Annotated in this window: 17 protein-coding genes; 6 read left to right on the forward strand and 11 right to left on the reverse strand. The window is 37.5% G+C overall.

Annotated features, from left to right (window positions below; translation table 11 throughout):
• On the reverse strand, positions 1-605 hold a 605-nt coding region (udk, locus tag AC27H3_RS04240; RefSeq protein WP_487104419.1), incomplete at its 3' end, for a uridine kinase.
• Between the two features lie 296 nt (positions 606-901).
• On the opposite strand from udk, the gene AC27H3_RS04245 reads away from it, so the two are divergent.
• Entirely contained in the window at positions 902-2,113 is a 1,212-nt protein-coding gene (locus AC27H3_RS04245) for a phosphopentomutase (protein WP_487103998.1), read from the forward strand.
• A gap of 93 nt (positions 2,114-2,206) precedes the next feature.
• Positions 2,207-4,477, forward strand: a complete 2,271-nt coding sequence (locus AC27H3_RS04250) for a TonB-dependent receptor (protein ID WP_487104000.1) — start codon at positions 2,207-2,209, stop codon at positions 4,475-4,477.
• 417 nt (positions 4,478-4,894) lie between these two features.
• Here AC27H3_RS04250 and AC27H3_RS04255 read toward each other — a convergent pair whose 3' ends face one another.
• Entirely contained in the window at positions 4,895-5,944 is a 1,050-nt protein-coding gene (locus AC27H3_RS04255) for a 3-deoxy-7-phosphoheptulonate synthase (protein ID WP_487104002.1), read from the reverse strand.
• Positions 5,945-6,071: 127 nt separating this feature from the next.
• Positions 6,072-6,881, reverse strand: a complete 810-nt coding sequence (ppsR, locus tag AC27H3_RS04260) for a posphoenolpyruvate synthetase regulatory kinase/phosphorylase PpsR (RefSeq protein WP_085303783.1) — start codon at positions 6,879-6,881, stop codon at positions 6,072-6,074.
• 206 nt (positions 6,882-7,087) lie between these two features.
• Here ppsR and ppsA point away from each other — a divergent pair, with 206 nt between their 5' ends.
• Both ppsA and ydiJ read left to right on the forward strand, forming a co-directional pair.
• Positions 7,088-9,466 (forward strand): phosphoenolpyruvate synthase, encoded by a 2,379-nt coding sequence (gene ppsA / locus AC27H3_RS04265; protein WP_487104005.1) that lies wholly within the window; start codon positions 7,088-7,090, stop codon positions 9,464-9,466.
• A gap of 180 nt (positions 9,467-9,646) precedes the next feature.
• Positions 9,647-12,715 carry a D-2-hydroxyglutarate dehydrogenase YdiJ gene (gene ydiJ, locus AC27H3_RS04270; RefSeq protein WP_487104007.1) on the forward strand — a complete coding sequence of 1,023 codons (3,069 nt, stop codon included), beginning with the start codon at positions 9,647-9,649 and terminating at the stop codon, positions 12,713-12,715.
• A gap of 182 nt (positions 12,716-12,897) precedes the next feature.
• On the opposite strand, the gene AC27H3_RS04275 is transcribed toward ydiJ, so the two are convergent.
• Positions 12,898-13,941, reverse strand: a complete 1,044-nt coding sequence (locus AC27H3_RS04275; protein WP_487104009.1) for a Leu/Phe/Val dehydrogenase — start codon at positions 13,939-13,941, stop codon at positions 12,898-12,900.
• A 207-nt stretch (positions 13,942-14,148) separates the two neighbouring features.
• Between AC27H3_RS04275 and AC27H3_RS04280 the strand changes: the two genes are divergently transcribed.
• Complete coding sequence (locus tag AC27H3_RS04280; protein WP_233131385.1) at positions 14,149-14,550, forward strand: DUF4826 family protein; 402 nt, start codon at positions 14,149-14,151, stop codon at positions 14,548-14,550.
• Positions 14,551-14,590: 40 nt separating this feature from the next.
• On the opposite strand, the gene AC27H3_RS04285 is transcribed toward AC27H3_RS04280, so the two are convergent.
• The 7 genes from AC27H3_RS04285 to AC27H3_RS04315 form a co-directional block, all read right to left on the reverse strand.
• The gene (locus AC27H3_RS04285) at positions 14,591-15,052 is read right to left on the reverse strand and encodes a GNAT family N-acetyltransferase (RefSeq protein ID WP_487104011.1); all 462 of its coding nucleotides are present in this window, start codon (positions 15,050-15,052) and stop codon (positions 14,591-14,593) included.
• A gap of 3 nt (positions 15,053-15,055) precedes the next feature.
• Positions 15,056-16,210 carry a JmjC domain-containing protein gene (locus tag AC27H3_RS04290; protein WP_487104013.1) on the reverse strand — a complete coding sequence of 385 codons (1,155 nt, stop codon included), beginning with the start codon at positions 16,208-16,210 and terminating at the stop codon, positions 15,056-15,058.
• A 191-nt stretch (positions 16,211-16,401) separates the two neighbouring features.
• On the reverse strand, positions 16,402-17,772 hold the full coding sequence (purB, locus tag AC27H3_RS04295; RefSeq protein WP_487104015.1) for an adenylosuccinate lyase: 1,371 nt from the start codon (positions 17,770-17,772) through the stop codon (positions 16,402-16,404).
• A gap of 21 nt (positions 17,773-17,793) precedes the next feature.
• Complete coding sequence (hflD, locus tag AC27H3_RS04300; RefSeq protein WP_487104017.1) at positions 17,794-18,417, reverse strand: high frequency lysogenization protein HflD; 624 nt, start codon at positions 18,415-18,417, stop codon at positions 17,794-17,796.
• Between the two features lie 12 nt (positions 18,418-18,429).
• Positions 18,430-19,575 carry a tRNA 2-thiouridine(34) synthase MnmA gene (mnmA, locus tag AC27H3_RS04305; protein ID WP_487104019.1) on the reverse strand — a complete coding sequence of 382 codons (1,146 nt, stop codon included), beginning with the start codon at positions 19,573-19,575 and terminating at the stop codon, positions 18,430-18,432.
• 64 nt (positions 19,576-19,639) lie between these two features.
• Positions 19,640-20,119, reverse strand: coding sequence for an NUDIX hydrolase (locus AC27H3_RS04310; protein ID WP_487104021.1), 480 nt, complete (start codon positions 20,117-20,119; stop codon positions 19,640-19,642).
• Positions 20,112-20,729: a pseudouridine synthase gene (locus tag AC27H3_RS04315; protein WP_487104022.1), complete on the reverse strand. Its 618-nt coding sequence runs from the start codon at positions 20,727-20,729 to the stop codon at positions 20,112-20,114. The genes AC27H3_RS04310 and AC27H3_RS04315 overlap by 8 nt, the downstream gene beginning before the upstream one ends.
• A gap of 170 nt (positions 20,730-20,899) precedes the next feature.
• Here AC27H3_RS04315 and AC27H3_RS04320 point away from each other — a divergent pair, with 170 nt between their 5' ends.
• On the forward strand, positions 20,900-23,131 hold the full coding sequence (locus tag AC27H3_RS04320) for an NADP-dependent isocitrate dehydrogenase (RefSeq protein WP_487104024.1): 2,232 nt from the start codon (positions 20,900-20,902) through the stop codon (positions 23,129-23,131).
• Positions 23,132-23,133 lie beyond the last annotated feature (2 nt).

Raw genomic sequence — 23,133 nt, forward strand, 5'->3', positions numbered from 1 at the left:
GCTTTTAGCATTTCAATGGCCATTCTATTTTTCCCGCCACGTGTAACGACGATATCAGCGAAAGGCTTATTGGGCTCAATATGTTGGCGATACATAGGTCGAACAGTAGTTAAATATTGTTCTGTAATTGACGCTACGCTTCGTGAACGCTCGACAGTGTCTCTGTTAATTCTTCGCACAAGACAAATATCAAGCGGAGTATCTATATAAATTTTAATATCGAATTTATCTCTTAGCTCTTTATCCGAAAATAAAAGGATACCTTCGATTAAAATTATAGGCGTGGGATCTAAATGAATTGTTTCAGGTAAACGGGTATGGGTTTTATAACAATAAGTTGGTATATCAACACTTTCACCATTACTTAACTGTGTTAAGTGTTTTGATAGTAGACTATGTTCAAATGCACTAGGGTGGTCATAGTTAGTTTTTACACGTTCTTCCATCGATAAATGTGATTGACTATTGTAGTAAGAATCTTCTTTGATAATGGCAATGCCACTCGATCCTAACTCAGGTAACAATTCATCGTAAATTGTTTGCGCATAAAGTGATTTTCCAGATGCAGAAGCGCCGGTTACCGCGATAATTGTCGGTTTATTGATTTGCAAAACAGAGAGCCTTAAAAATATGATTAACAAAATGTTAAGTAATTATTATTTGCGGTGTGACTAAGAACAACTCACCGCACTCATATTATGGACTAATTTATCTGAAATTCATTAAAATTTAAGCAAAAGCAATAACTCTGCGTTAAATATTTACAAAATATCTGTTGTCTATAATTTATAGCTTGGTAAAGTATCACATGTTGACCAATTGGTCATGAAATTTATTAATATTTACGAGGATAAATTTTAAAAATTTGTTAAAATACGTAAATTAAAGACAGGAAATCAAAATGGCAAGAGCAATAGTTTTAGTAATCGATAGCTTTGGCGTGGGTCATGCACCTGATGCAGCAAATTTTGGCGATATTAATGCCAATACTTTTGCTAATTTATCGCGATACTTCTATCAACACGAAAAACGTAAAATCAGCGTGCCTAATTTAGCTAAAATGGGTTTAGTTCAAGCGGCATTTGAAGCTGGTAAGAGCGAGTTTCCTGTAGAAGAGCAAAACCCTGAGCAGGGCGCCTATGGTTATGCTGCAGAATTAAGTACCGGTAAAGATACACCTAGTGGTCATTGGGAAATGATGTGTGTTCCTGTACTTTTTGATTGGGATTACTTCCCTAAAGAAGGTAATGCTTTTCCTGTTGACCTTATTGATAAAATTAACCTAGCTACAGGTTATAAAGGTATTTTAGGTGATTGTCATGCTTCAGGTACTGATATTATTAATAAACTCGGTGAAGAGCATATTAAATCAGGCTTGCCTATTTGTTACACATCAGCAGATAGTGTGTTTCAAATTGCTGCACACGAAGAGCATTTTGGCTTAGATAACCTTTATAAATACTGTGAAACAGTTCGTGAATTACTTGCCGATATGAATGTTGGTCGTGTAATCGCTCGTCCTTTTGTAGGCAGCAGTCCTGCAGATTTTACCCGCACGGGTAACAGACGTGACTATTCTATTTTACCGCCATCACCTACAGTGCTAGATGCATTTACCCAAGCCGGTGGCCATGTGATCAGCGTTGGTAAAATTGCCGATATTTATGCCCATCAAGGTATCAGTGAAAAAACTAAAGCAACGGGTATAGACGCACTTGTAGATGCCACAATTACCCATATAAATACGGCACAAGATAAGAGTTTAATCTTTACTAACCTAGTTAACTTTGACCAAGACTATGGTCACCGTCGTGATCCCGTTGGTTATGCATTAGCACTTGAAAACTTTGACAAACGTATGCCTGAAATTATCTCAGCCATGAACGACGACGATGTATTGTTTTTAACCGCTGATCATGGCTGTGACCCAACGTGGCCGGGTAATGATCATACGCGTGAATATGTCCCTGTAATAGCATTTCACAAACAGGTACGATCTGTTAATATCGGCGAGCGCGGTACTTTTGCTGATATCGGTCAAACTATCGCAGATTTATTTTCATTAGATAAAATGCCTTATGGCACTAGTTTTTTATCTGATCTTGATTTATAACAATTAAAAGTTAACCACTTTACTGATAACATACAGTAAAATGAGAAAAAAAATTTTTACACAAAACATAAACAGTTCTTGGGAGAGTACTACATGAATGTTTTTAAAAAGACGTCGCTCGCACTATGCGTAAATGCGGCTATTTTGGCGTCTGCTGCAGGTGTTTCAACTGCAACATTGGCACAAGAAAATACTAATAAAACTGAAGCTGAAGTTGTTGGTGTTGAAGTTATTCAAGTTACCGCTCGTAAGCGTACAGAAAATATTAAAGAAGTTCCGATTTCTGTATCAGCACTTACCCCTAAAAAACTAGAAGTTTTAGGTTCATCTGGTATGGATGTTAGAGCACTTTCAGCTAAAGTACCAAGCTTACTGATTGAATCTTCTTTTGGTCGTACATTCCCTCGTTTTTATATACGTGGCTTAGGCAACACAGATTTTGATCTACTAGCCTCACAACCTGTTTCATTAATTTATGATGACGTAGTTTTAGAAAATGCTTTAACTAAAGGTATGCCAATGTTTGACATTGAGCGCGTAGAAGTTTTACGTGGCCCTCAAGGTACATTGTTTGGTCGTAATACACCCGCTGGTATTGTAAAAGTACAATCGAAAAAACCAACACAAGATTTTGACGCAAATGTTTCTGCTTCATACGGTAGTTTTGGTAGTACTGACTTACGTGTAGCTGTTGGTGGTGGTTTAACAGATACATTATCTGCTCGTGTTGCTCTATTGCAACAAGATCGTGATGACTGGATAGACAATAAAGCCCCAGGTTTTGAAGCAAATGACCAACTAGGTGGCTACAGTGAAACTGCTGGCCGCTTGCAATTGTTATGGGAACCAAGTGATGAATTTTCTGCATTGTTTAACTACCATTTCCGCGATGCAGAAGCTGATGCTCGTGTTTTTAGAGCAAATATCATCAAGCCGGGCACTAATGAATTAGTTGATGACTTTGATCGTGAGACTGTATTTCATGATGCTGCTTCTCGTAACAACCAAACGGTTGATATGAAAGGTGCTAGTTTAAAGCTTGAATATAACATGGGCGATCACACGTTAACCTCTGTTACTGGTTATGAGTCTGCTGAAATGTTTTCAGTTGGCGATATAGATGGTGGTTACGGCGCATCTTTCTTACCGGAAATGGGCCCTGGTTTTATTCCATTTCCATCAGAAACTGGCGCTAGAATGCCAGATCATAAGCAAATTACTCAAGAGATTCGCATTGCGAGTAATGACTTAGGTAAGTTTGATTATCAATTTGGTTATTTCCTTTTTGATGAAGACTTAACGATTAACAACTTAAGTTTTGATACTTTAGGTGGTGGTGCACAAAACGGTATTGCTATCCAAAAAATGGAAACTTCGGCGTGGGCAGTTTTTGCATCACTTGATTATGAAGTTTCAGATAAGTTAACGATTAACGGTGGTTTACGTTATTCAGACGACAAACGTGATTGGGATGGCGAATTAGTTCAATCTCCATTCGGCGCACCAAGCTTTACTGAAAGTAACAATGTACAAGATTCACAAGTAAGTGGTGACTTAAGTGCTAGCTACAAATTAAATGATGAAACTAACGTTTATGCACGTTTAGCTCGTGGTTACCGTGCGCCAAGTATCCAAGGACGTAGTTTATTATTCTCAGCTAATTCAACAACAGCTGATTCTGAAACTGTTGACTCTGTAGAAACTGGTTTTAAATCAGTATTTTTAGAAAATACAGCCCGTGTTGATGGCTCTGTTTACTACTACGTTGTTAATGATCAACAATTAACGGCTGTTGGTGGTTCTGGTAACGTAGCAAGTTTACTTAATGCTGATAAGTCAGTTGGTTACGGTTTTGAACTTGACTCAGAATACTTTGTTACAGACGATTTAGTATTAACAGCAAGCGTTAGTTATAACCATACAGAATTACAAGATAAAAATGTAGCTGTGCCAGGTTGTGGCGGTGGTTGTACAGTAACTTCACCACTAAATGGTGACGGTTTAGCGTTAATCGATGGTAACTCACTACCACAATCTCCAGAGTGGATTTCAAACTTTGCTGCTCGTTGGACCAAAGAAATTGCTGATGGCGAACTTTATATTTACACTGATTGGTCTTACCGTAGTGAAGTTAACTTCTTCTTATATGAGTCAACAGAGTTTACTGGCGATGGCTTACTTGAAGGCGGTATACGTGTTGGTTACGAATGGTACACCGACGGCGCTGAATATGAAGTGGCTGTATTTGGTCGTAATATTACCGATGAAGAGCAACTTACTGGTGCGATCGATTTCAATAACTTAACAGGTTATGTTAACGAACCTCGTTTCTGGGGTGTTGAATTTAAAGCGAACTTCTTTTAATAACGAGCTTTTTGTTATTGATTAGTTTTGTTTTAACAATACGTTAAAAATAAAAAACCGGCTATCAATTTGATATCCGGTTTTTTTATTGTTTGAATTTAACTTTCAGAGCATCACATTAAATAACCTGAATTCTGTATAAGCAGCACTTGCTCAATACTCCCTTTTAAGCCATTTTCTGCGTTAAAACGTCGATAAATAGCGCGCTATTCATAAACGTTTTGCCTTGGAAATGGCATAAAATGAAGTATTGATGATATCTATTCGTGATGTTCACCTGGCTATAGCATTTACTTTATTACCTAAGCTTTTGGTTCACTTGAGTTTCAAGCACTCATTATCCAGAGTTCAGGTTAAATAAGGTAGTCTAGATTGAAGCCGACTACCCAGAAATGGCAATCTTGAATTTTACTGTTATTACACTCTGATTTTAATTGCATTAGCTAAAACTGTAAGTATTTCTTCACTGGTATCTAAATTGATACATGCATCGGTAATACTTTGACCATAAACTAATGGTTCATTTGGTATAACTTTTTGATTTCCTGCAACCATAAAGCTTTCAATCATGACACCAAATATAGATTGATTACCTGTGGTTATTTGCTCAGCTAACGAATTTGCAACGTCAATTTGTTTGTTATGATCTTTATAGCTATTGCCATGACTGCAATCAATCATTACTTTTTCAGGTAAACCTGCTTTATCTAATGTCTCACAGGTCTGTGTAATATACTTTTCTTGATAGTTTGGCTCTTTGCCACCTCGTAAAATTACGTGTGCGTATGGATTACCATGTGTTTGATAAATACACATTTGGCCGCTTTTATCAGGTGAATAAAGCACGTGTGGCACGCTAGAAGCTTTTATAGCGTCAACGGCTATTTGAATGTTTCCGTCAGTACCATTTTTAAAACCAACAGGGCATGACAGCGCAGAAGCTAATTCTCTATGAACTTGGCTTTCTGTTGTGCGCGCACCAATAGCACCCCAACTGATCAAATCTGAAATATACTGGCCAGTTACCATATCTAAAAATTCAGTACCGGCAGCTAAACCTAATTTATTAATTTCCATTAATAAATTTCGGGCTAAATTTAAACCTTTAGCAACTTTAAATGATTTGTCTAGATCAGGATCACTGATTAAACCTTTCCAACCGACAGTGGTACGAGGCTTTTCAAAATATACTCGCATGACTATTAGTAATTCGCTGGCATACTTTTCTTGTAGTACTTTTAATTTTTTTGCGTAGTCAATGGCCGCTTCAGTGTCATGTATTGAGCAAGGGCCAATAATAACCAATAAACGTTTGTCGTCGCCTTTAATGATGGCTTCAATTTCTTTACGGCTTTTAATGATGAAATTGGCGGTGTCGTCGTCAAGCGGTATTTGCTCTGCAAGTTCAGCAGGCGAAACTAAATTATCAATTAATGTGGTTCTAAATTCATCTGTTTTTATAGTCATGTTCTTTCAAATGCTGGTTAGCCTGCATATATTGATGCAGCGCAATAATATTATCGCGCTAACATAACGAATATAAGCAATTATGTGAACCGCTTTCGAAGAATTAATGAAACTAAATTGTTATAAGTTAATATTTATAACGCTGAAGACCGGTTTCTGAGAGTATTTTAGCCGTTATTTCTTCAACAGACAGTTTAGTCGTATTTAGGAAGGGGATTTTTTCTTGTTTATAGAGCTTTTCAACTTCTCGTATTTCCATCCTACATTGGCGAGCAGAAGAGTACTTTGTATTGGCCATTCTGCCATCGCGAATATCGACAAGTCTTTCAGCGTCTATTGTTAAGCCAAATATTTTCTTTTTATGCATTTTTAAAAACGACGGTATTTTTAATTCGTCCATGTCATCATCGGTAAAAGGATAATTTGCAGCTTTAATGCCATATTGTAGTGCTAAATAAAGCGCCGTTGGTGTTTTACCAGAGCGAGAAACACCAACGAGGATAACATCGGCATGCTCATAATTAGTAACGTTTGAGCCATCGTCATTAGCTAACGAGTAATTAACTGCGTCGATACGATAATCATAACTGTTTTCATGAATACTATGGGTTCTATGGGCTTTAGGTTTTGCTTTAATACCCAACTTTTCTTCAAGTGGGGCAATAAAGTGCTCAAGGAAGTTATAAATAACCCCATCACAGCCGTCAATAATTTCTCTAATATCTGGATTAACAAAGGTATGGAATACCAAGGGCGGCATACCGGTTCGCTTGGCTGCTTTATTAATACGCTTACATGCTTCAATTGCTTTTTCTTTTGTTTCAACAAAAGAAATAGTGTCATGCTCAAACTCCATAGGAAAAAGAGATAACAGTGCATGACCAAAAACTTCAGATGTTATTGCTGTGCCGTCCGAAATATAAAAAGCTGCCCGCATTTTTTATCCTATATATTATTCTGAAATGAAAGGTGAAAATATTTAAATAGTACTTTAGTTTCAAGGTTAGCAGTGTAAAATGTCTGTGGCATGAAATAAACCACTTATTAGTACAAAAATAGATAAAAGCGTTAAGAAAGATATTTTTAGCATATTTTTGATAGATAGCTTTCTTAAATTTTATTATGTCTAGTGGAGATGTTGTCGTGCAAGAATACGTGCTTTGGTATGAAGATTTAGGAATGAATGATGTTGACCGTGTTGGCGGTAAAAATGCATCATTGGGTGAAATGATTTCCAATCTTTCAAATGTAGGTGTGCAGGTGCCAGGTGGCTTTGCAACTACCTCGTTTGCTTTTAATGAGTTTCTAGAACAAAGTGGTCTTAACGACAAAATTTATCAGTTACTCGATGATTTAGATGTCAGTGATGTAAATGCTTTGGCTGAATGTGGTGCAAAAATTCGTCAATGGATTATCGATACCCCATTTCTTCCTGATATGCAAAGTGATATCGACCAAGCTTATGCTAAGCTTGCTGGTGGTTTTGCTGATGATGCTTCATTTGCTGTACGCTCATCTGCAACCGCTGAAGATATGCCAGACGCTTCTTTCGCTGGCCAACAAGAAACCTTTCTAAACGTTCGTGGACTCGATGCCGTAATGGTCGCGATTAAACACGTATTTGCCTCTCTTTTTAATGACCGTGCTATTTCTTACCGTGTACATCAAGGCTACGACCATCGTGGTGTTGCGCTTTCTGCCGGTATTCAACGTATGGTTCGAAGTGATATTTCGTCAAGTGGCGTTATGTTCTCTATCGATACTGAATCTGGTTTTGAAGATGTGGTATTTGTTACTTCAAGCTATGGCTTGGGCGAAATGGTTGTGCAGGGTGCTGTTAACCCAGATGAATTTTATGTTCATAAGCCAACGTTAGCTAAAGGAAAACCTGCAGTTGTACGCCGTAATATTGGTAGTAAAGCCATTAAAATGATTTACGCTGCTAACGAAGAACATGGCAAGCAAGTTGAAATTGTCGATATCGACCAAGCACAATCTGATACCTTTTCACTTAATGATAAAGAGGTTGAAGAACTCGCCAAGCAAGCGGTTATTATTGAAAAGCATTATGGCCGAGCTATGGATATTGAGTGGGCTAAAGATGGCCTAGACGGTAAGCTATATATTGTACAAGCACGTCCAGAAACAGTTAAAAGTCGTGAAAATGCTAATGTAATGGAGCAATTTCAATTACAAGCAACGGCAGATATTATCTGTGAAGGACGCTCTATTGGTCATAAAATAGGTAGTGGTCAGGCAAAAGTATTATCATCGTTAGCTGAAATGGATAAAATTTTACCAGGCGATGTTTTAGTTACGGATATGACCGACCCAGATTGGGAGCCAATTATGAAACGTGCTTCTGCCATTGTAACTAACCGTGGTGGAAGAACATGTCATGCTGCCATTATCGCTCGTGAAATGGGTATTCCTGCGGTTGTTGGTTGTGGTGATGCAACATCAAAAATTGCTACAGGCGATGACGTAACAGTTTCTTGTGCTGAAGGAGATACCGGTTTCATTTACCAAGGTAAATTAGATTTCACTGTCACCACATCAGAAGTCGACGCAATGCCTGACTTACCTTTAAAAATAATGATGAACGTAGGTAATCCAGATCGCGCATTCGCTTTTGCTCGTTTACCACATGCTGGTATTGGATTAGCACGTTTAGAATTTATTATTAACAAAATGATTGGTGTTCATCCTAAGGCTTTATTAAATTTTGATGAGCAATCAGCCGATCTACAAGATGAAATTCGCGATATTATTGCGGGTTACGATAACCCTGTAGAGTTTTATATTGCCAAGCTAACTGAAGGTATTTCTACCTTAGCCGCAGCATATGCCCCTGAAAAAGTTATTGTGCGCATGTCTGATTTTAAATCAAATGAGTACGCAAATTTAGTTGGCGGTGACAACTTCGAACCAGAAGAAGAAAACCCGATGATTGGTTATCGTGGTGCTTCTCGTTATATTTCTAAAGACTTTAGAGATTGTTTTGCTCTTGAGTGTGAGGCGATTAAACGCGTTCGTATCGATATGGATATGACCCATGTTGAGATCATGATCCCATTCGTACGTACACTCGACGAAGCGGCTGCGGTGATTGATATTCTTGCAGAGCATGGCTTAAAACGTGGTGAAAACGGTTTACGTATTATTATGATGTGTGAATTACCCTCGAACGCTTTACTGGCTGATCAATTTTTAGATTACTTTGATGGTTTTTCAATTGGCTCTAATGACTTAACACAACTTACGTTAGGTTTAGATAGAGATTCAGGTTTAGTGGCGCATTTGTTTGACGAGCGCGACCCAGCAATCAAAATTTTACTAGAAATGGCCATTAAAGCCTGTAAGGCGCGTGGTAAATACGTAGGAATTTGTGGTCAAGGCCCATCTGATCACGAAGATTTTGCCGCTTGGTTAGTTGAAAAAGGCATTGAAAGCTTATCACTAAACCCAGATACCGTATTGCCAACATGGTTATATTTAGCAGAGCAACACAAAAAATCATAATAAATTAACCTTAATCGGTTGAAAGTAAATTATGACCTTATTAAAGCCTAAGTACTTGTTTGTTATTACTTGTGATTACAATGACAAAAAAGTTCTTAGGCTTTTGTTGTAAAACGATTAAATTAACAAAGTCTCATGATATAATATTTTTCACATAATATTGTTAATAGACTTTTATCCATGTTACCTCGCTTAAGTCCTCAAGAGTTAGTTTCTCCATTATATCAAGAGTTTGCCGAAACCTTGGCGACTAAATCGTTCTCAGGTGATATAAATTTTCAGTACAGTGCTCGATTAGCGCATGCCACTGATAACAGTATTTATCAACAACTTCCTCAATTAGTACTGCATCCTCGTAACAAATCAGATATTCAAATTATTACTTTGCTCGGCAGCGAAGATAAATTCAACGGCATTAAATTTAGTGCACGTGGTGGCGGCACAGGTACTAATGGTCAAAGTTTAACGCCAGGTATTGTTATCGACTTATCAAAATACATGAACCGTATTTTAGAGATTAATGTTAAAGAAAACTGGGTACGTGTTGAATCGGGTGTTATTAAAGATCAACTCAATGATTATTTAAGACCTTATGGTTTTTTCTTCTCGCCTGATTTATCAACCAGTAACCGCGCAACTGTAGGGGGAATGATCAACACTGATGCCTCAGGTCAAGGATCATTAGTTTACGGTAAAACCTCTGATCATGTTTTAGCATTAGAAAGTGTTTTGGCAAACGGTGAAATACTGCAAACAAAACCTCAAAGCATGGAACAAGCACAATTACTTGCTCAGCAGGAGGGTACAGAAGCAAAATTAATGCAACAAGTACTTAACTCATGTGTTGATAATCGCGTACAGATTTTAGAAAAATTTCCGCGCTTAAATCGATTTTTAACAGGCTACGACTTAGAAAACGTATTCAATCATGACATGTCTATGGTTGACTTAAGTCGTATTATTACCGGCTCAGAAGGCTCGTTAGCCTTTGTTTGTGAAGCAAAACTAAACTTAACGCCTATTGCGAATGCTAAAACGTTAATTAATATTAAATATGACAGCTTTGACTCAGCACTACGCCACTCTCCACGCTTAGTAGAAGCGAAAGCGACTTCTGTTGAAACTATAGACAGTACAGTACTTAATTTAGCAAAACAGGATATTGTATGGCAATTAGTCAGTGATATGCTGCAAGATGTTGATGGCGCGGTTATGGACGGCATCAACATGGTGGAATACAACGGCGAAAGTATTGAAAGTGTTGCCGACCAAGTATCTGCTTTATGCGCAGAGCTTGATAAAGATATTGCTAATAAAACCGGCGTTATTGGTTATCAAGTAACATCTGATCTTACCAGCATAGGTAAATTGTATACTATGCGTAAGAAAGCCGTAGGCTTGTTGGGCAATACCAAAGGCAGCCAAAAACCGCTAGCATTTGCTGAAGACACTGCAGTACCACCTGAAAACTTAGCCGATTATATAGTTGAATTTAGAGCATTACTCGATGGTTACGGTTTGCACTACGGTATGTTCGGTCATGTTGATGCCGGAGTTTTACACGTGCGACCAGCACTCGATATGTGTGACCCTGAACAAGAAGTTTTACTGAGAGATATTTCAGATAAAGTGGTGGCGTTAACGGCTAAATATGGCGGGTTAATGTGGGGTGAACATGGTAAAGGTTACCGCAGTGAATACGGTCCTGAGTTTTTTGGCGAGACATTATTTCTTGAATTAAGAAAAATTAAAGCCGCTTTTGACCCACTAAATAAAATGAATCCAGGTAAAATTTGTACGCCTTATCTTTCGACAGAAAAACTAGTTTCTGTGGATGATAAAAAACGTGGTTTTTATGACAGACAAATCTCTACTAAGGTAAAGACTTCTTTTAATTCAGCGCTCGATTGCAACGGTAACGGTTTATGTTTCAATTACGATTTAGATAGCCCTATGTGTCCTTCTAGCAAGGTAACGCGTGACCGAAGGCAGTCTCCGAAAGGTAGAGCTGGTTTGATGCGTGAGTGGTTACGCTTATTAGAGACTAAAGGTGTTGATGTGCTTGCTATGGAGCAAAAAATTCAAAACTGGTCCGTTAAAAGCCTATTAGACAAGGTGAAAAACCGTTTAACTAACGTTTTAAATCGGGATGATGCAGATGACTTTTCTCATGAAGTTATGGAAGCAATGCAAGGATGTTTAGCCTGTAAAGCTTGTGCGAGTCAATGCCCAGTTAAGGTTGATGTACCTGATTTTAGAGCGCGTTTTATCAACCTATATCACACCCGCTATTTTAGACCTTTAAAAGATCATTTAGTGGCGAATGTAGAGTGGATGACACCATTGATGGCTAAAACACCAAAACTAGTTAACAGTGTTTTAGCCTCAAGTATTTACGATAAATTATCGCAAGTCTCTATTGGTTATGTTGATACGCCTTTATTATCAATTCCGACATTAACACAAAGAATAGCACAGCATAAATTTACCTCTTTTGATTTATCAGCATTGAAAACTATGAATGCTGATAAACGTGCTAAAGCACTCTTAATTGTGCAAGACCCGTTTACATCCTTCTATGATGCAAAAGTTGTTGAAGATTTTATGTTATTAGCTAGAAAGCTAGGATTCGACCCGATACTTTTACCTTTCAAACCCAATGGTAAACCGCAGCATGTAAAAGGTTTTTTAGCTAAATTTGCTAAAACAGCTAAAAACACGGCGGAGTTTTTAAATGAAGTACACCAACTTGATATACCTATGGTAGGTTTAGACGCTTCATTAGCCTTATGTTTTAGAGATGAATATAAGCAAGCACTAGGGGAAGATCGTGGTGATTTTGAAGTTAAATTGGCACATGAGTGGCTGATAACACTCATAGATAACAGCGTTAGTCCTGTAATTACAGTACAAAGCGCTAGTAGCATAGCTTATAAATTATTTGCCCATTGTACTGAAAAGACTGCCTTAGCTGGCAGTGAAGGGCAGTGGGTAAAGATTTTCAAACATTTTGGTTTAAATTTATCTAATACCTCGTTAGGTTGCTGTGGCATGGCTGGTACGTATGGACATGAAAAAGTGAATCTTAATAACTCTACATCGCTTTATAAAATGAGCTGGCAGGATAAAGTAGCACAATTAGCCACTGAGCAAATCTTAGTTACTGGCTATTCGTGTCGAAGCCAGATAAAACGTTTAGACAACAAAGTTACACTGCACCCGGTGCAAGCTTTGCTAAAAGAATTATAAAGCTTTCAGGTAAAGCCAGCTAATATATCCAGCACTTTAAAACAAAAAAAGCACCTTAGGTGCTTTTTTATTTTTATAGGTCAGTTTTAATACTGATAACTGATAACTGATAACTGATAACTGATAACTGATAACTGATAACTGATAGCTGATAGCTGATAGTTGATAGTTGATAGCTATACTTACTTAGCACCTGCAGCAATAATATTACGTGCCATTTCATCAGCAATATAACCCGTAGGCATACTGTTTGATTCTGCTGTTTCAAAAACAGTCATCAAAGTGTTATAGATATTCTCTACTAACTTTGTTGCACTTTTCGCACAATAAGGTTCAGGATAAATCTCTAATGCCACATTAATAATACCACCGGCATTGATAACATAATCAGGTGCGTACAAAATACCTTTTTCAAGTAAAGCTTTGTCATGACGTGATTCTGCTAATTGGTTATTTGCACAACCCGCGATAATACTTGCTTTCAATTGCACGATTGTTTCATCATTAATAGATGCACCAAGTGCACAAGGAGAGTACACATCAACATCTTGGCTATAGATTTCATCTAAACCAACAACGGTAGCATTTAGCTCTTTTGCTGCTCTATCTAAAGCGACTGGGTTAATATCAGTTACGATCAATTCTGCACCTGCAGCATGTAATTTTTCACAAAGTGAATAACCTACGCTACCTAAGCCTTGAACGGCTACTTTAATGCCCGTTAATTCGTCCTTTCCTAACTTAAACTTAACAGCTGCTTTAATGCCTAAAAAAGTACCTAATGCAGTGAAAGGACCAGGATTACCACTTTTGCCTTCAAGTCCTGAAACGAACGCTGTGCTTTGGTTAACAATTGCCATATCACCTGTTGTGATATTAATATCTTCTGCAGTGTAGTAACGGCCATTTAAATTATTAACCGCATGGCCGAAGGCTTTAAATAATGCGTCTGATTTTAATGTTTTGGCATCACCAATAATAACGCCTTTACCACCGCCAAGCTTTAAACCGGCCATAGCATTTTTATATGTCATGCCTTTAGATAAACGTAATACATCTTTAAGAGCGGCTTCATCGCTTGCATAATCCCAAAAACGACACCCACCGGCAGCAGGGCCTAATGCGGTACTATGAACAGCTATGATAGCTTTAAGTCCTGATGCGTCGTCACTACAGTATACAACTTGCTCGTGGTTATCAAAATCTACTAAATCAAAAACGGCCACTATCGAAATCTCCAATGATTTGAAAATAGTTTAAGTATTATTTTTTACTTAAACTAGGGTTGTAATAATTCGCTGCGCACAATACCATTTAGGCAATTGCTTCGCTACTGAAGCTGCGAATAAATTTGTACTTTGCTGTGAACTAATTCATACAAACTTTCTTAATGTTAATAACTTATTAATATAAACAATAAAAAGACCATAAATATGACAAAAAAATTAGAAATGACTCAAGACGAACAACAAGCTTGGGTTCGCGAACAATATTTAAAAGCTACTAAGTATCTAGCGCAAAAAGGCTTGGTCACTGAGAGCGTAGCAGATACAGAAAGCCGTTATTTAATTCCATTAATGGCGGTTTGGAAAATTAATTTAATCGACAAAACCAAAGTGTGGGTTATTAGTGGAGATTTACCGACAGATCATCTTGTTTTAGAAGAAAATGAATCAGCACGTAATGTTTTACGTCACTTTACTTTTAAATGGCAAATACAAGCAGACGGACTTTTAAAAAGTGATTCTCAAGAACAAGTTGACTATGCGAAATTATTAATGTCTAAGGCCGAAGGTCTTTATCAACTTTATGCTAAAGATGATGTATGGGCTTAACAGTTCATTGTAATAAATGTTGGTGATTATCTAAGTCAATTTAATGGCTTAGATAATACTTCGCTGGGGTGACTTGTTCCAAAAGACAGGTCATTTTTTGTTTAGGCATGCCAGCCTCCATAAAAACCGCCCCGGTTGTATTAAAATTATATTGACGAAAATAATCGATAATCTCTAAAGGGCTATAAATAAATATTTCTTTTAACTCCATTTCCTTGGCTATGTTAAAAAGCTTTTCTAAGATAATTTTATCCACTTGATCTTTACGGCAGTCTTTTAGCACGGCAATACGACTAATTTCTCCGCTTGATAAAATTCGCCCTGTACCAATGGGTTCTTGGGTTTTATCGTGACAAGCCAGTACATGATTAGCAAAGTAATCTTTTCGATCAAACTCAATTCTCTTAGGTATTCGCCATTCATAAACAAATACCTGCTCTCTGACATTTTTTAAAAGTGGGGCTGCTTGCTCCCACTGTACTCTACTAACTGTGTATGACATTTTTTAATCTATATACCAATAACCCTTATTTAATACACTAGTTAATAATTGTTTGTTTTTCAAACAAATTGCGAGATTTTTAACTTCATGAGTAGTTAAAGGTTGTTGTTGTGCTAATTTTTCGCCCAATGGAAGAGTTTGATTATCGAGTAAAAAGCTCTCACCATTGATAAATAGTGTTGTTTGTTCATCATTAATTAGTGCCACTTTTAAACCTGAAACCGGCATAAAATTAATCTCGGGTTCAGATAATATATCGTTGAGTTTACTTTCATCTATATCTTCAACCGGTACTAATATTTCCATGGCATGATGACCTTGGGTTAAATATTGCCCGATAAACTGTTCGTAAAATGACTCTTGTTCAAGCTGCTGCAACATAAATGCTTTTAGTTGTTGCTTATCTTTTGGTGTAATGAGGTAACTCGTATTCGTTAACGCTCTAGCTGGATCACTAAACCTTTCTTCGCCTAAGTTATTATCAATCAGTTTATCAGCAAAATTTGACCATAAATCTTGGCTAGAAGGCGCTTGGAAACCAATAGAGAAATTGACTGAATTTTCAATTGATATGCCTTTATGCGGATGATTAGGTGGAATATAAAGTAAATCTCCGGCTTGGGTAATTTCATCAATAACAGGCGTAAACTCAGAAACTTGTTTCAGATCTGCATGGGGTAACAGGTTGGTTAAAGTGTTGTCAGGTGCGCCCACTTGCCAATGTCTTTTTCCACTGCCTTGAACAATAAATACATCGTATTGATCTAAATGTGCACCAACACCACCATTTGGCGTTGAAAAACTTACCATGACATCGTCTATTCGCCAGTTAGGTATAAACGAAAATGGCGTTAACAGGGCATCTGTTGGTCGAGACCAGTTGTTGACTGCTTGCACTAATAAAGTCCAATGAGATTCACCGTATTGAGAGAAATCTTCAAATGGACCATGATCAACCTGCCAATTGTCACTATTATCAACACTGATAATGCGAGACTCAATTTCAGCCTCCATCGCTAATCCGGCTAATTCATCAGCAGAAATTGTATCTTTAAAGTTTGAAAAGGCTTGTTTGATCAGCAAAGGTTTTTTTTGCCAGTACTCTTTAAGAAATATTTCTGGAGATAAATCTCCCCAATTTAACGATTCTAAATTCATTTTTAACCCTTATAATCAACAGTACTAGCGCAATGTAAATACTAAAATAAACATGCTTACAATGTCGGTACTATTGATTGTTTTAAATAGTAAATAACTCAATAGTCAATAACTAAAGAGCAAATAACAAAAAGGGAGCCTACCGGATCCCTTTATTATTAACTTTTTAAGTTTATTTTATTGTAATGAGCTTAGTCTAGCTCATTGATAAACTCTACCGCGCGACCAATATAAGACGCTGGTGTCATTTCACAAAGCTGTGCTTTTGCAGCATCTGGTAATTCTAACGTCATAATAAATTCGCGCATTGAATCACCGTTAACACGTTTACCACGCGTTAATTCTTTAAGTTTTTCATATGGCTTTTCAATGCCGTATCTGCGCATTACCGTTTGAATTGGCTCAGCTAATACTTCCCAGTTTGAGTCAAGTTCAGCTAATAAGTTTGCTTCATTAACTTGTAATTTGCTGATGCCTTTACGTGTTGCTTGATAAGCAATTAACGTATGCGCAAAACCAACGCCTAAGTTACGAAGTACCGTAGAGTCAGTTAAGTCACGCTGCCAGCGAGAGATAGGTAACTTCTGTGCTAAATGCGTGAATAATGCGTTCGCAATGCCTAAGTTACCTTCAGAGTTTTCAAAATCTATTGGGTTAACTTTATGTGGCATTGTTGATGAGCCAATTTCACCCGCAATGGTTTTTTGCTTGAAATGCCCCATAGCGATGTAACCCCAAATATCACGATCGAAATCAATAAGAATGGTATTAAAGCGTGCAATGGCGTCAAATAGTTCAGCAATGTAATCATGCGGTTCAATTTGTGTTGTAAATGCGTTGAAGCTTAAGCCTAATGAATTAACAAATTCATCAGCAAAATTATGCCAATTTACTTCAGGGTATGCTGATAAATGCGCATTGTAGTTACCCACTGCACCATTAATTTTACCTAACATTTCAACTTGAGCAATTTGCTGACGTTGGCGCTTTAGACGCACGTAAACATTGGCCATTTCTTTACCTAGCGTACTAGGTGAAGCCGGTTGACCATGAGTACGACACATCATAGGTATATTTTTATATTCAACGGCTAATGCTTTTATATCAGCTAGAATATCGTCAATCATAGGCATTAGTACGTTTTCACGACAGTCAGATAACATTAAACCGTGTGAAAGGTTGTTAATGTCTTCAGACGTACAAGCAAAATGAATAAACTCAGTAATGGCATTTAATTCAGCATTAGCGCTAATTTTTTCTTTTAGAAAATACTCAACGGCTTTTACATCATGGTTAGTTGTTGCTTCAATGTCTTTGATATTTTGAGCGTCAGCTTCTGAAAATTCACTCACAATAGCATCTAACAGAGCATTAGCTTGGGCAGAGAAGGCAGGAACTTCGGCTATTTCAGCGGTAGCCGCTAATTTTTGTAACCAACGTACTTCTACTGTTACACGGTATTTAATTAAGCCAAACTCGCTAAAAATAGGGCGTAATGATTTAACTTTACTACCATAACGACCGTCAACCGGTGATATCGCAGTTAATGCTGAAAGTTCCATAGTATATTCCTGAGGTTATATTTAAATTTCTTTAAGTAATTGTTGGGCGCACGCGACCATTTTTGTGCGACCAAAGAGTATATTTCTACGTTTTCCACCAACTTGACGCCATAACACACTTGAACGGATACCGGCGAGTAATAGCGCACGAATTTTATGTTGGTTACTTTGCTGCTTTAGTAAGCTTGGTTCGCCAGCAACTTGTATTGGTGTACCAATAGGGCTGAGTAAGTCGCTGTAAATACTGGCTAAACTAGCAACAAGTGTTTCGCTGATAATATCGTAGTGTGCTAATTGACGTTGGCTTTGTTCAATGCGGTCACCCAAAAGTGCTAACTGACCTTTTTTGTTAGCTAATCGTCTTTCTAAACCTAATAAGCTGACAACATAACGGGTTAATTCTGGGTCTTTTTCTTTTGTTTGATTGCCTAATTGTTCTATTAAAGCTTTTAAGCCAGATTTTAAATGCGCTATATCGTTACTATAAACGTCTAAAATATTGTCGGGTGAAGTCACCATAATACTGTTGAGCATAATGCCAAGCTCTGACTCTTCTATTGTTCCAGTACGCGCTAAGTTCTGCACTAACACGGCAGTTTGACATACTGCTGCTAAGGTAATTGTTTGTTTTTCTAAATTATTCATGAATATCTTTTATTAGCGAATCAGGGAATTAATAATACCGCCACCAAGGCAAATATTATCTTGATAAAACACCACAGATTGTCCTGGTGTTACTGAGCTTTGTGATTCTGAAAACATCACTAAGTATTCACCATTAGCCATAGGTGATAAGTTACAGGCAACATCTTCTTGGCGGTAGCGGGTTTTTACTGTGCAACTAATCGGCGCTGTTAAGTCAACGCGATCAACTAAGTGTAATTGATTAGCAATTAAACCTTTAGAAAATAGGCGAGGGTGGTCCTGTCCTTGACCAACAATTAATACGTTACGCTCAAGATCTTTATCAACCACATACCATGGCGCTTCACCGGCATTTGCAAGTCCGCCAATACGTAGCCCTTTGCGCTGACCTAAGGTGTGATACATTAAACCGTCGTGTTCACCAATAGCTTCACCTTCAGGTGTTTCAATAACGCCTGGCTGTGCCGGTAAGTATTTACCTAAGAAATCTTTAAATTTACGCTCACCAATAAAACATATGCCCGTGCTGTCTTTTTTATTGTGCGTGATCAAGTCAGCTTTTTCAGCAATAGCACGTACTTCAGGTTTCTCAATATGTCCAACAGGAAATAATGTTCTGCCGACTTGCTGATGACTTAATGTGTATAGAAAATAGCTTTGATCTTTATTGCTGTCCAAACCTCGGTGCATTTGCCATTTGCCATTACAATATTCACGTTGAACATAATGCCCCGTAGCAATGTAATCAGCGCCTAAATCTTCACAGGCAAATTCAAGAAATGCTTTAAATTTAATTTCTTTATTACACATAATATCAGGGTTAGGTGTTCTTCCTGCTTTATATTCAGCAAGAAAATACTCAAACACGTTATCCCAATATTCGGTAGCAAAATTTATAGTATGAAGTTTAATGCCTAGTTTCTTACAAACATTTTCTGCATCTGCTAAGTCTTCAGCAGCGGCACAATACTCATCATTATCATCTTCTTCCCAGTTCTTCATGAACAAACCTTCAACTTGGTAGCCTTGTTCAATTAATAAGTAAGCAGAAACTGATGAGTCAACACCACCCGACATACCGACGATAACTTTCGTGTCTTTAGGTAATTTCTCGTTTGGCGCAGTTGAGTTTAGATTTACATGTTCGTTAGAGGTCATGACAACTATATTTCTATGGAAAATGGCGCGAAATTATAGCATGGTCATTCAGCGTGATGATAGATTAAAGATTAGATTTTAGGTGACTTAATGGAATTTTTTTGCCGCTAAGGTAGTCTTCGATGCATTCAAGCACTAATGAACTGCGTAATTGAGCAGATTTTGCTTTAATTTCATCATATGTTAACCAATGACATGCAAGAATTTCAGTATCTTGTGGTTTGCATGGTTCAAAACAGTCACGTTCAATAACAAAGCAAAATCGTAAATAATACAGCGATAAAGATGCTCGAAAATAATAATAAATACCACTGAGGTAATCTACAGAGCTAATTAATCCCGTTTCTTCTTCAAGCTCTCGTATTGCCGCGTCAACTAAGTTTTCATTAGCTTCTAGATGGCCAGCAGGTTGATTATATACTGTACGTCCATTTTCAATCTCCTCTACTAATAAAAATTTACCTTGGCAAACAACGACAACGGCAACGGTTGTATTAGGCTTAAATTGCGCACTGCCATGCGGATTTGTAATTAAATCATTCATGTTTTACTCTCTTATATTCACCATTGTTAATACCATCTAAAGTCCATTTTCCTATGCTATATCGAATTAATCTTAAAGTAGGAAAGCCAATATGGGCGGTCATTCTTCTAACTTGTCTGTTTTTCCCTTCCTGTAAGGTTATTTCTAGCCAAGTGGTAGGAATAGCAGCACGCTCTCGTATGGCTGGTACTCGAGGCCAAATATTGGGCTCTGTAATTATGCTAACTTTTGCTGGCTTAGTGAGTCCATCTTTAAGATTTAAACCTTGTCGAAAGGCAATAAGATCATCTTCAGTCGGGGCACCTTCAACTTGTGCCCAATACACTTTACTGGTTTTTTGGCTCGGATTAGCTAATTTATGCTGAAGTTTGCCGTCATTAGTTAATAGCAGTAATCCTTCACTATCTCTGTCTAAACGTCCTGCCGCATAAACATCCTTTACATCAACATAATCTTTAAGGGTTTTTCTATTTTGATCATCAGTAAATTGGCATAGTACGTCAAAGGGTTTGTTAAAAAGTACAATTTCAGGGCTAAAGTCAACTGGTCGTACCTTTTGTGGTTTTCGCTTATATTTAGCCGTAAGTTTTTGATTTTGTTTTATTGTCACAAATATTAACTCTATAAAATTTTGTTAGAAAATAATTCATCTATTTTAATGCGCTTTGAATTCCTATATTATGCGCGCGAAAATATTTTTTATCGATAAAATGAATAATTATTCGTAATTGAATGTGTATTCATTTTATCGATATATGGCAAATCAGCAAAGGATTTTAAATGACCACAGATACATCAAAAATTATTTATACAATTACCGATGAAGCGCCAGCTTTAGCTACGCACTCTTTTTTACCTATCGTAAAAGCATTTACTGCTTCTTCAGCAATCGATGTTGAAACGCGCGATATTTCATTGGCCGGTCGTATAATTTCTAATTTCCCTAAATATTTAACAGCTGAGCAACGTATGGACGATGCATTAGCTGAGCTTGGCGAATTAGCAAAAACACCTGAAGCTAACATTATTAAATTACCTAATATTTCTGCTTCTATTCCTCAGTTACAAGCGGCAATAAAAGAATTACAAGCGAAAGGTTATAACTTACCTAATTACCCTGAAGAGCCACAAAACGAAGCTGAAGAGTCAATTAAATTAACTTACGCTAAAGTACTTGGCTCTGCAGTAAACCCGGTTTTACGTGAAGGTAACTCTGATCGTCGTGCACCTGGTTCAGTTAAGCAATATGCGCGTACTAACCCACACTCAATGGGTAAATGGTCGCCTACGACTAAATCACATGTTGCACATATGCAATCAGGTGATTTTTACGGTAGCGAAAAGTCAACGACCATTAATGGCGCAACTAACGTTAAAATCGAATTTGTTGCTCAAAATGGTGATGTTACTTTATTAAAAGAGCATTTACCTTTACTTGATAAAGAAGTTATTGATGCTTCAGTGATGAGTAAAAAAGCATTAGTTGAATTTTTTACTGCTGAAACAGAAAAAGCTAAATCTGAAAATGTTTTACTTTCTCTTCACTTAAAAGCCACTATGATGAAAGTGTCTGACCCAATTATGTTTGGTCATGCTGTAAAAGTATTCTACAAAGATGTTTTTGAAAAACACGGCGCTACTTTTAATCAATTAGGTGTTGATGCCAATAACGGTATTGGTGATGTTTACACTAAAATTGGCCGCTTATCTGATGAAAAGAAAGCTGAAATTGAAGCTGATATTAATGCCGTTTATGTTACACGTCCTGAATTAGCTATGGTTGATTCTGATAAAGGTATCACTAATTTACATGTACCAAGTGATGTAATTATTGATGCGTCTATGCCAGCTGCATTACGTGCTTCAGGTATGATGTGGGCACCAGATGGAACGCAAAAAGAAACTAAATTTATGATCCCTGATCGTAACTACGCAGGTGTATTTTCTGCAGTTGTTGATTTTTGTCGTGAAAACGGTGCATTTAACCCAACTACAATGGGCACAGTACCAAATGTTGGCTTAATGGCGCAAAAAGCTGAAGAGTATGGTTCACATGACAAAACTTTCACTATGTCTGGTGAAGGTACAATGCGTGTTGTTGACGATAGTGGTACAACATTATTAGAGCACGCGGTTAGCGAAGGCGATATCTGGAGAATGTGTCAAGCTAAAGATGCACCGATCCAAGATTGGGTTAAATTAGCCGTAACACGTGCTAAGGCAACTAACGTTCCTGCTATTTTCTGGTTAGATGCTAACCGAGGTCACGATGCTGAAATGATCAAGAAAGTTAATACTTACCTTGCTGATCACGACACTACCGGCCTAGATATTCAAATTATGGCGCCTGTTGAAGCCTGTGATTACACATTAGCTCGCGTTGCTAAAGGTGAAGATACTATTTCAGTAACAGGTAACGTACTACGTGATTACCTAACTGATTTATTCCCAATTTTAGAACTAGGTACTAGTGCTAAAATGCTTTCAATTGTACCATTAATGAATGGCGGTGGTTTATTTGAAACGGGTGCTGGTGGCTCAGCGCCTAAGCACGTACAACAGTTCGAAAAAGAAAACCACTTACGTTGGGACTCTTTAGGTGAGTTTTTAGCTTTAGCGGCTTCTTTAGAGCACTTAAGCGTAAATACTGGTAATGCGAAAGCACAAGTATTAGCAGACACACTCGATGAAGCTACAGCTAAGTTCTTGCAAGAGAATAAATCACCATCTCGTCGTGTTAACGAGCTAGATAACCGAGGTTCACATTTTTACCTTGCTATGTATTGGGCACAAGCTTTGGCTGAACAAAATAAAGACGAAACTTTAAAATCAAGTTTTGTTGCTGTTGCTCAAGCGTTAACTAAGCAAGAAGCAAAAATTGTTGAGGAACTTAACAGTGCTCAAGGGCCTAGCATGAACATTAATGGTTATTACTTTGCTGATACAGCTTTAGCTGAAAAAGCTATGCGTCCAAGTGCAACGTTAAATACTATTTTATCTAGCTTACTTTAATT

The sequence above is a fragment of the Colwellia sp. NW0002-52-1 genome, assembly GCF_057550865.1.

Excerpts from the sequence above, each read along its gene's own strand:
- AC27H3_RS04245 (WP_487103998.1), top strand. The coding sequence starts at position 902 with ATGGCAAGAGCAATAGTTTTAGTAATCGATAGCTTTGGCGTGGGTCAT.
- AC27H3_RS04250 (WP_487104000.1), top strand. The coding sequence starts at position 2,207 with ATGAATGTTTTTAAAAAGACGTCGCTCGCACTATGCGTAAATGCGGCT.
- AC27H3_RS04255 (WP_487104002.1), bottom strand. The coding sequence starts at position 5,944 with ATGACTATAAAAACAGATGAATTTAGAACCACATTAATTGATAATTTA.
- ppsR (WP_085303783.1), bottom strand. The coding sequence starts at position 6,881 with ATGCGGGCAGCTTTTTATATTTCGGACGGCACAGCAATAACATCTGAA.
- ydiJ (WP_487104007.1), top strand. The coding sequence starts at position 9,647 with ATGTTACCTCGCTTAAGTCCTCAAGAGTTAGTTTCTCCATTATATCAA.
- AC27H3_RS04280 (WP_233131385.1), top strand. The coding sequence starts at position 14,149 with ATGACAAAAAAATTAGAAATGACTCAAGACGAACAACAAGCTTGGGTT.
- AC27H3_RS04285 (WP_487104011.1), bottom strand. The coding sequence starts at position 15,052 with ATGTCATACACAGTTAGTAGAGTACAGTGGGAGCAAGCAGCCCCACTT.
- AC27H3_RS04290 (WP_487104013.1), bottom strand. The coding sequence starts at position 16,210 with ATGAATTTAGAATCGTTAAATTGGGGAGATTTATCTCCAGAAATATTT.
- purB (WP_487104015.1), bottom strand. The coding sequence starts at position 17,772 with ATGGAACTTTCAGCATTAACTGCGATATCACCGGTTGACGGTCGTTAT.
- hflD (WP_487104017.1), bottom strand. The coding sequence starts at position 18,417 with ATGAATAATTTAGAAAAACAAACAATTACCTTAGCAGCAGTATGTCAA.
- mnmA (WP_487104019.1), bottom strand. The coding sequence starts at position 19,575 with ATGACCTCTAACGAACATGTAAATCTAAACTCAACTGCGCCAAACGAG.
- AC27H3_RS04310 (WP_487104021.1), bottom strand. The coding sequence starts at position 20,119 with ATGAATGATTTAATTACAAATCCGCATGGCAGTGCGCAATTTAAGCCT.
- AC27H3_RS04320 (WP_487104024.1), top strand. The coding sequence starts at position 20,900 with ATGACCACAGATACATCAAAAATTATTTATACAATTACCGATGAAGCG.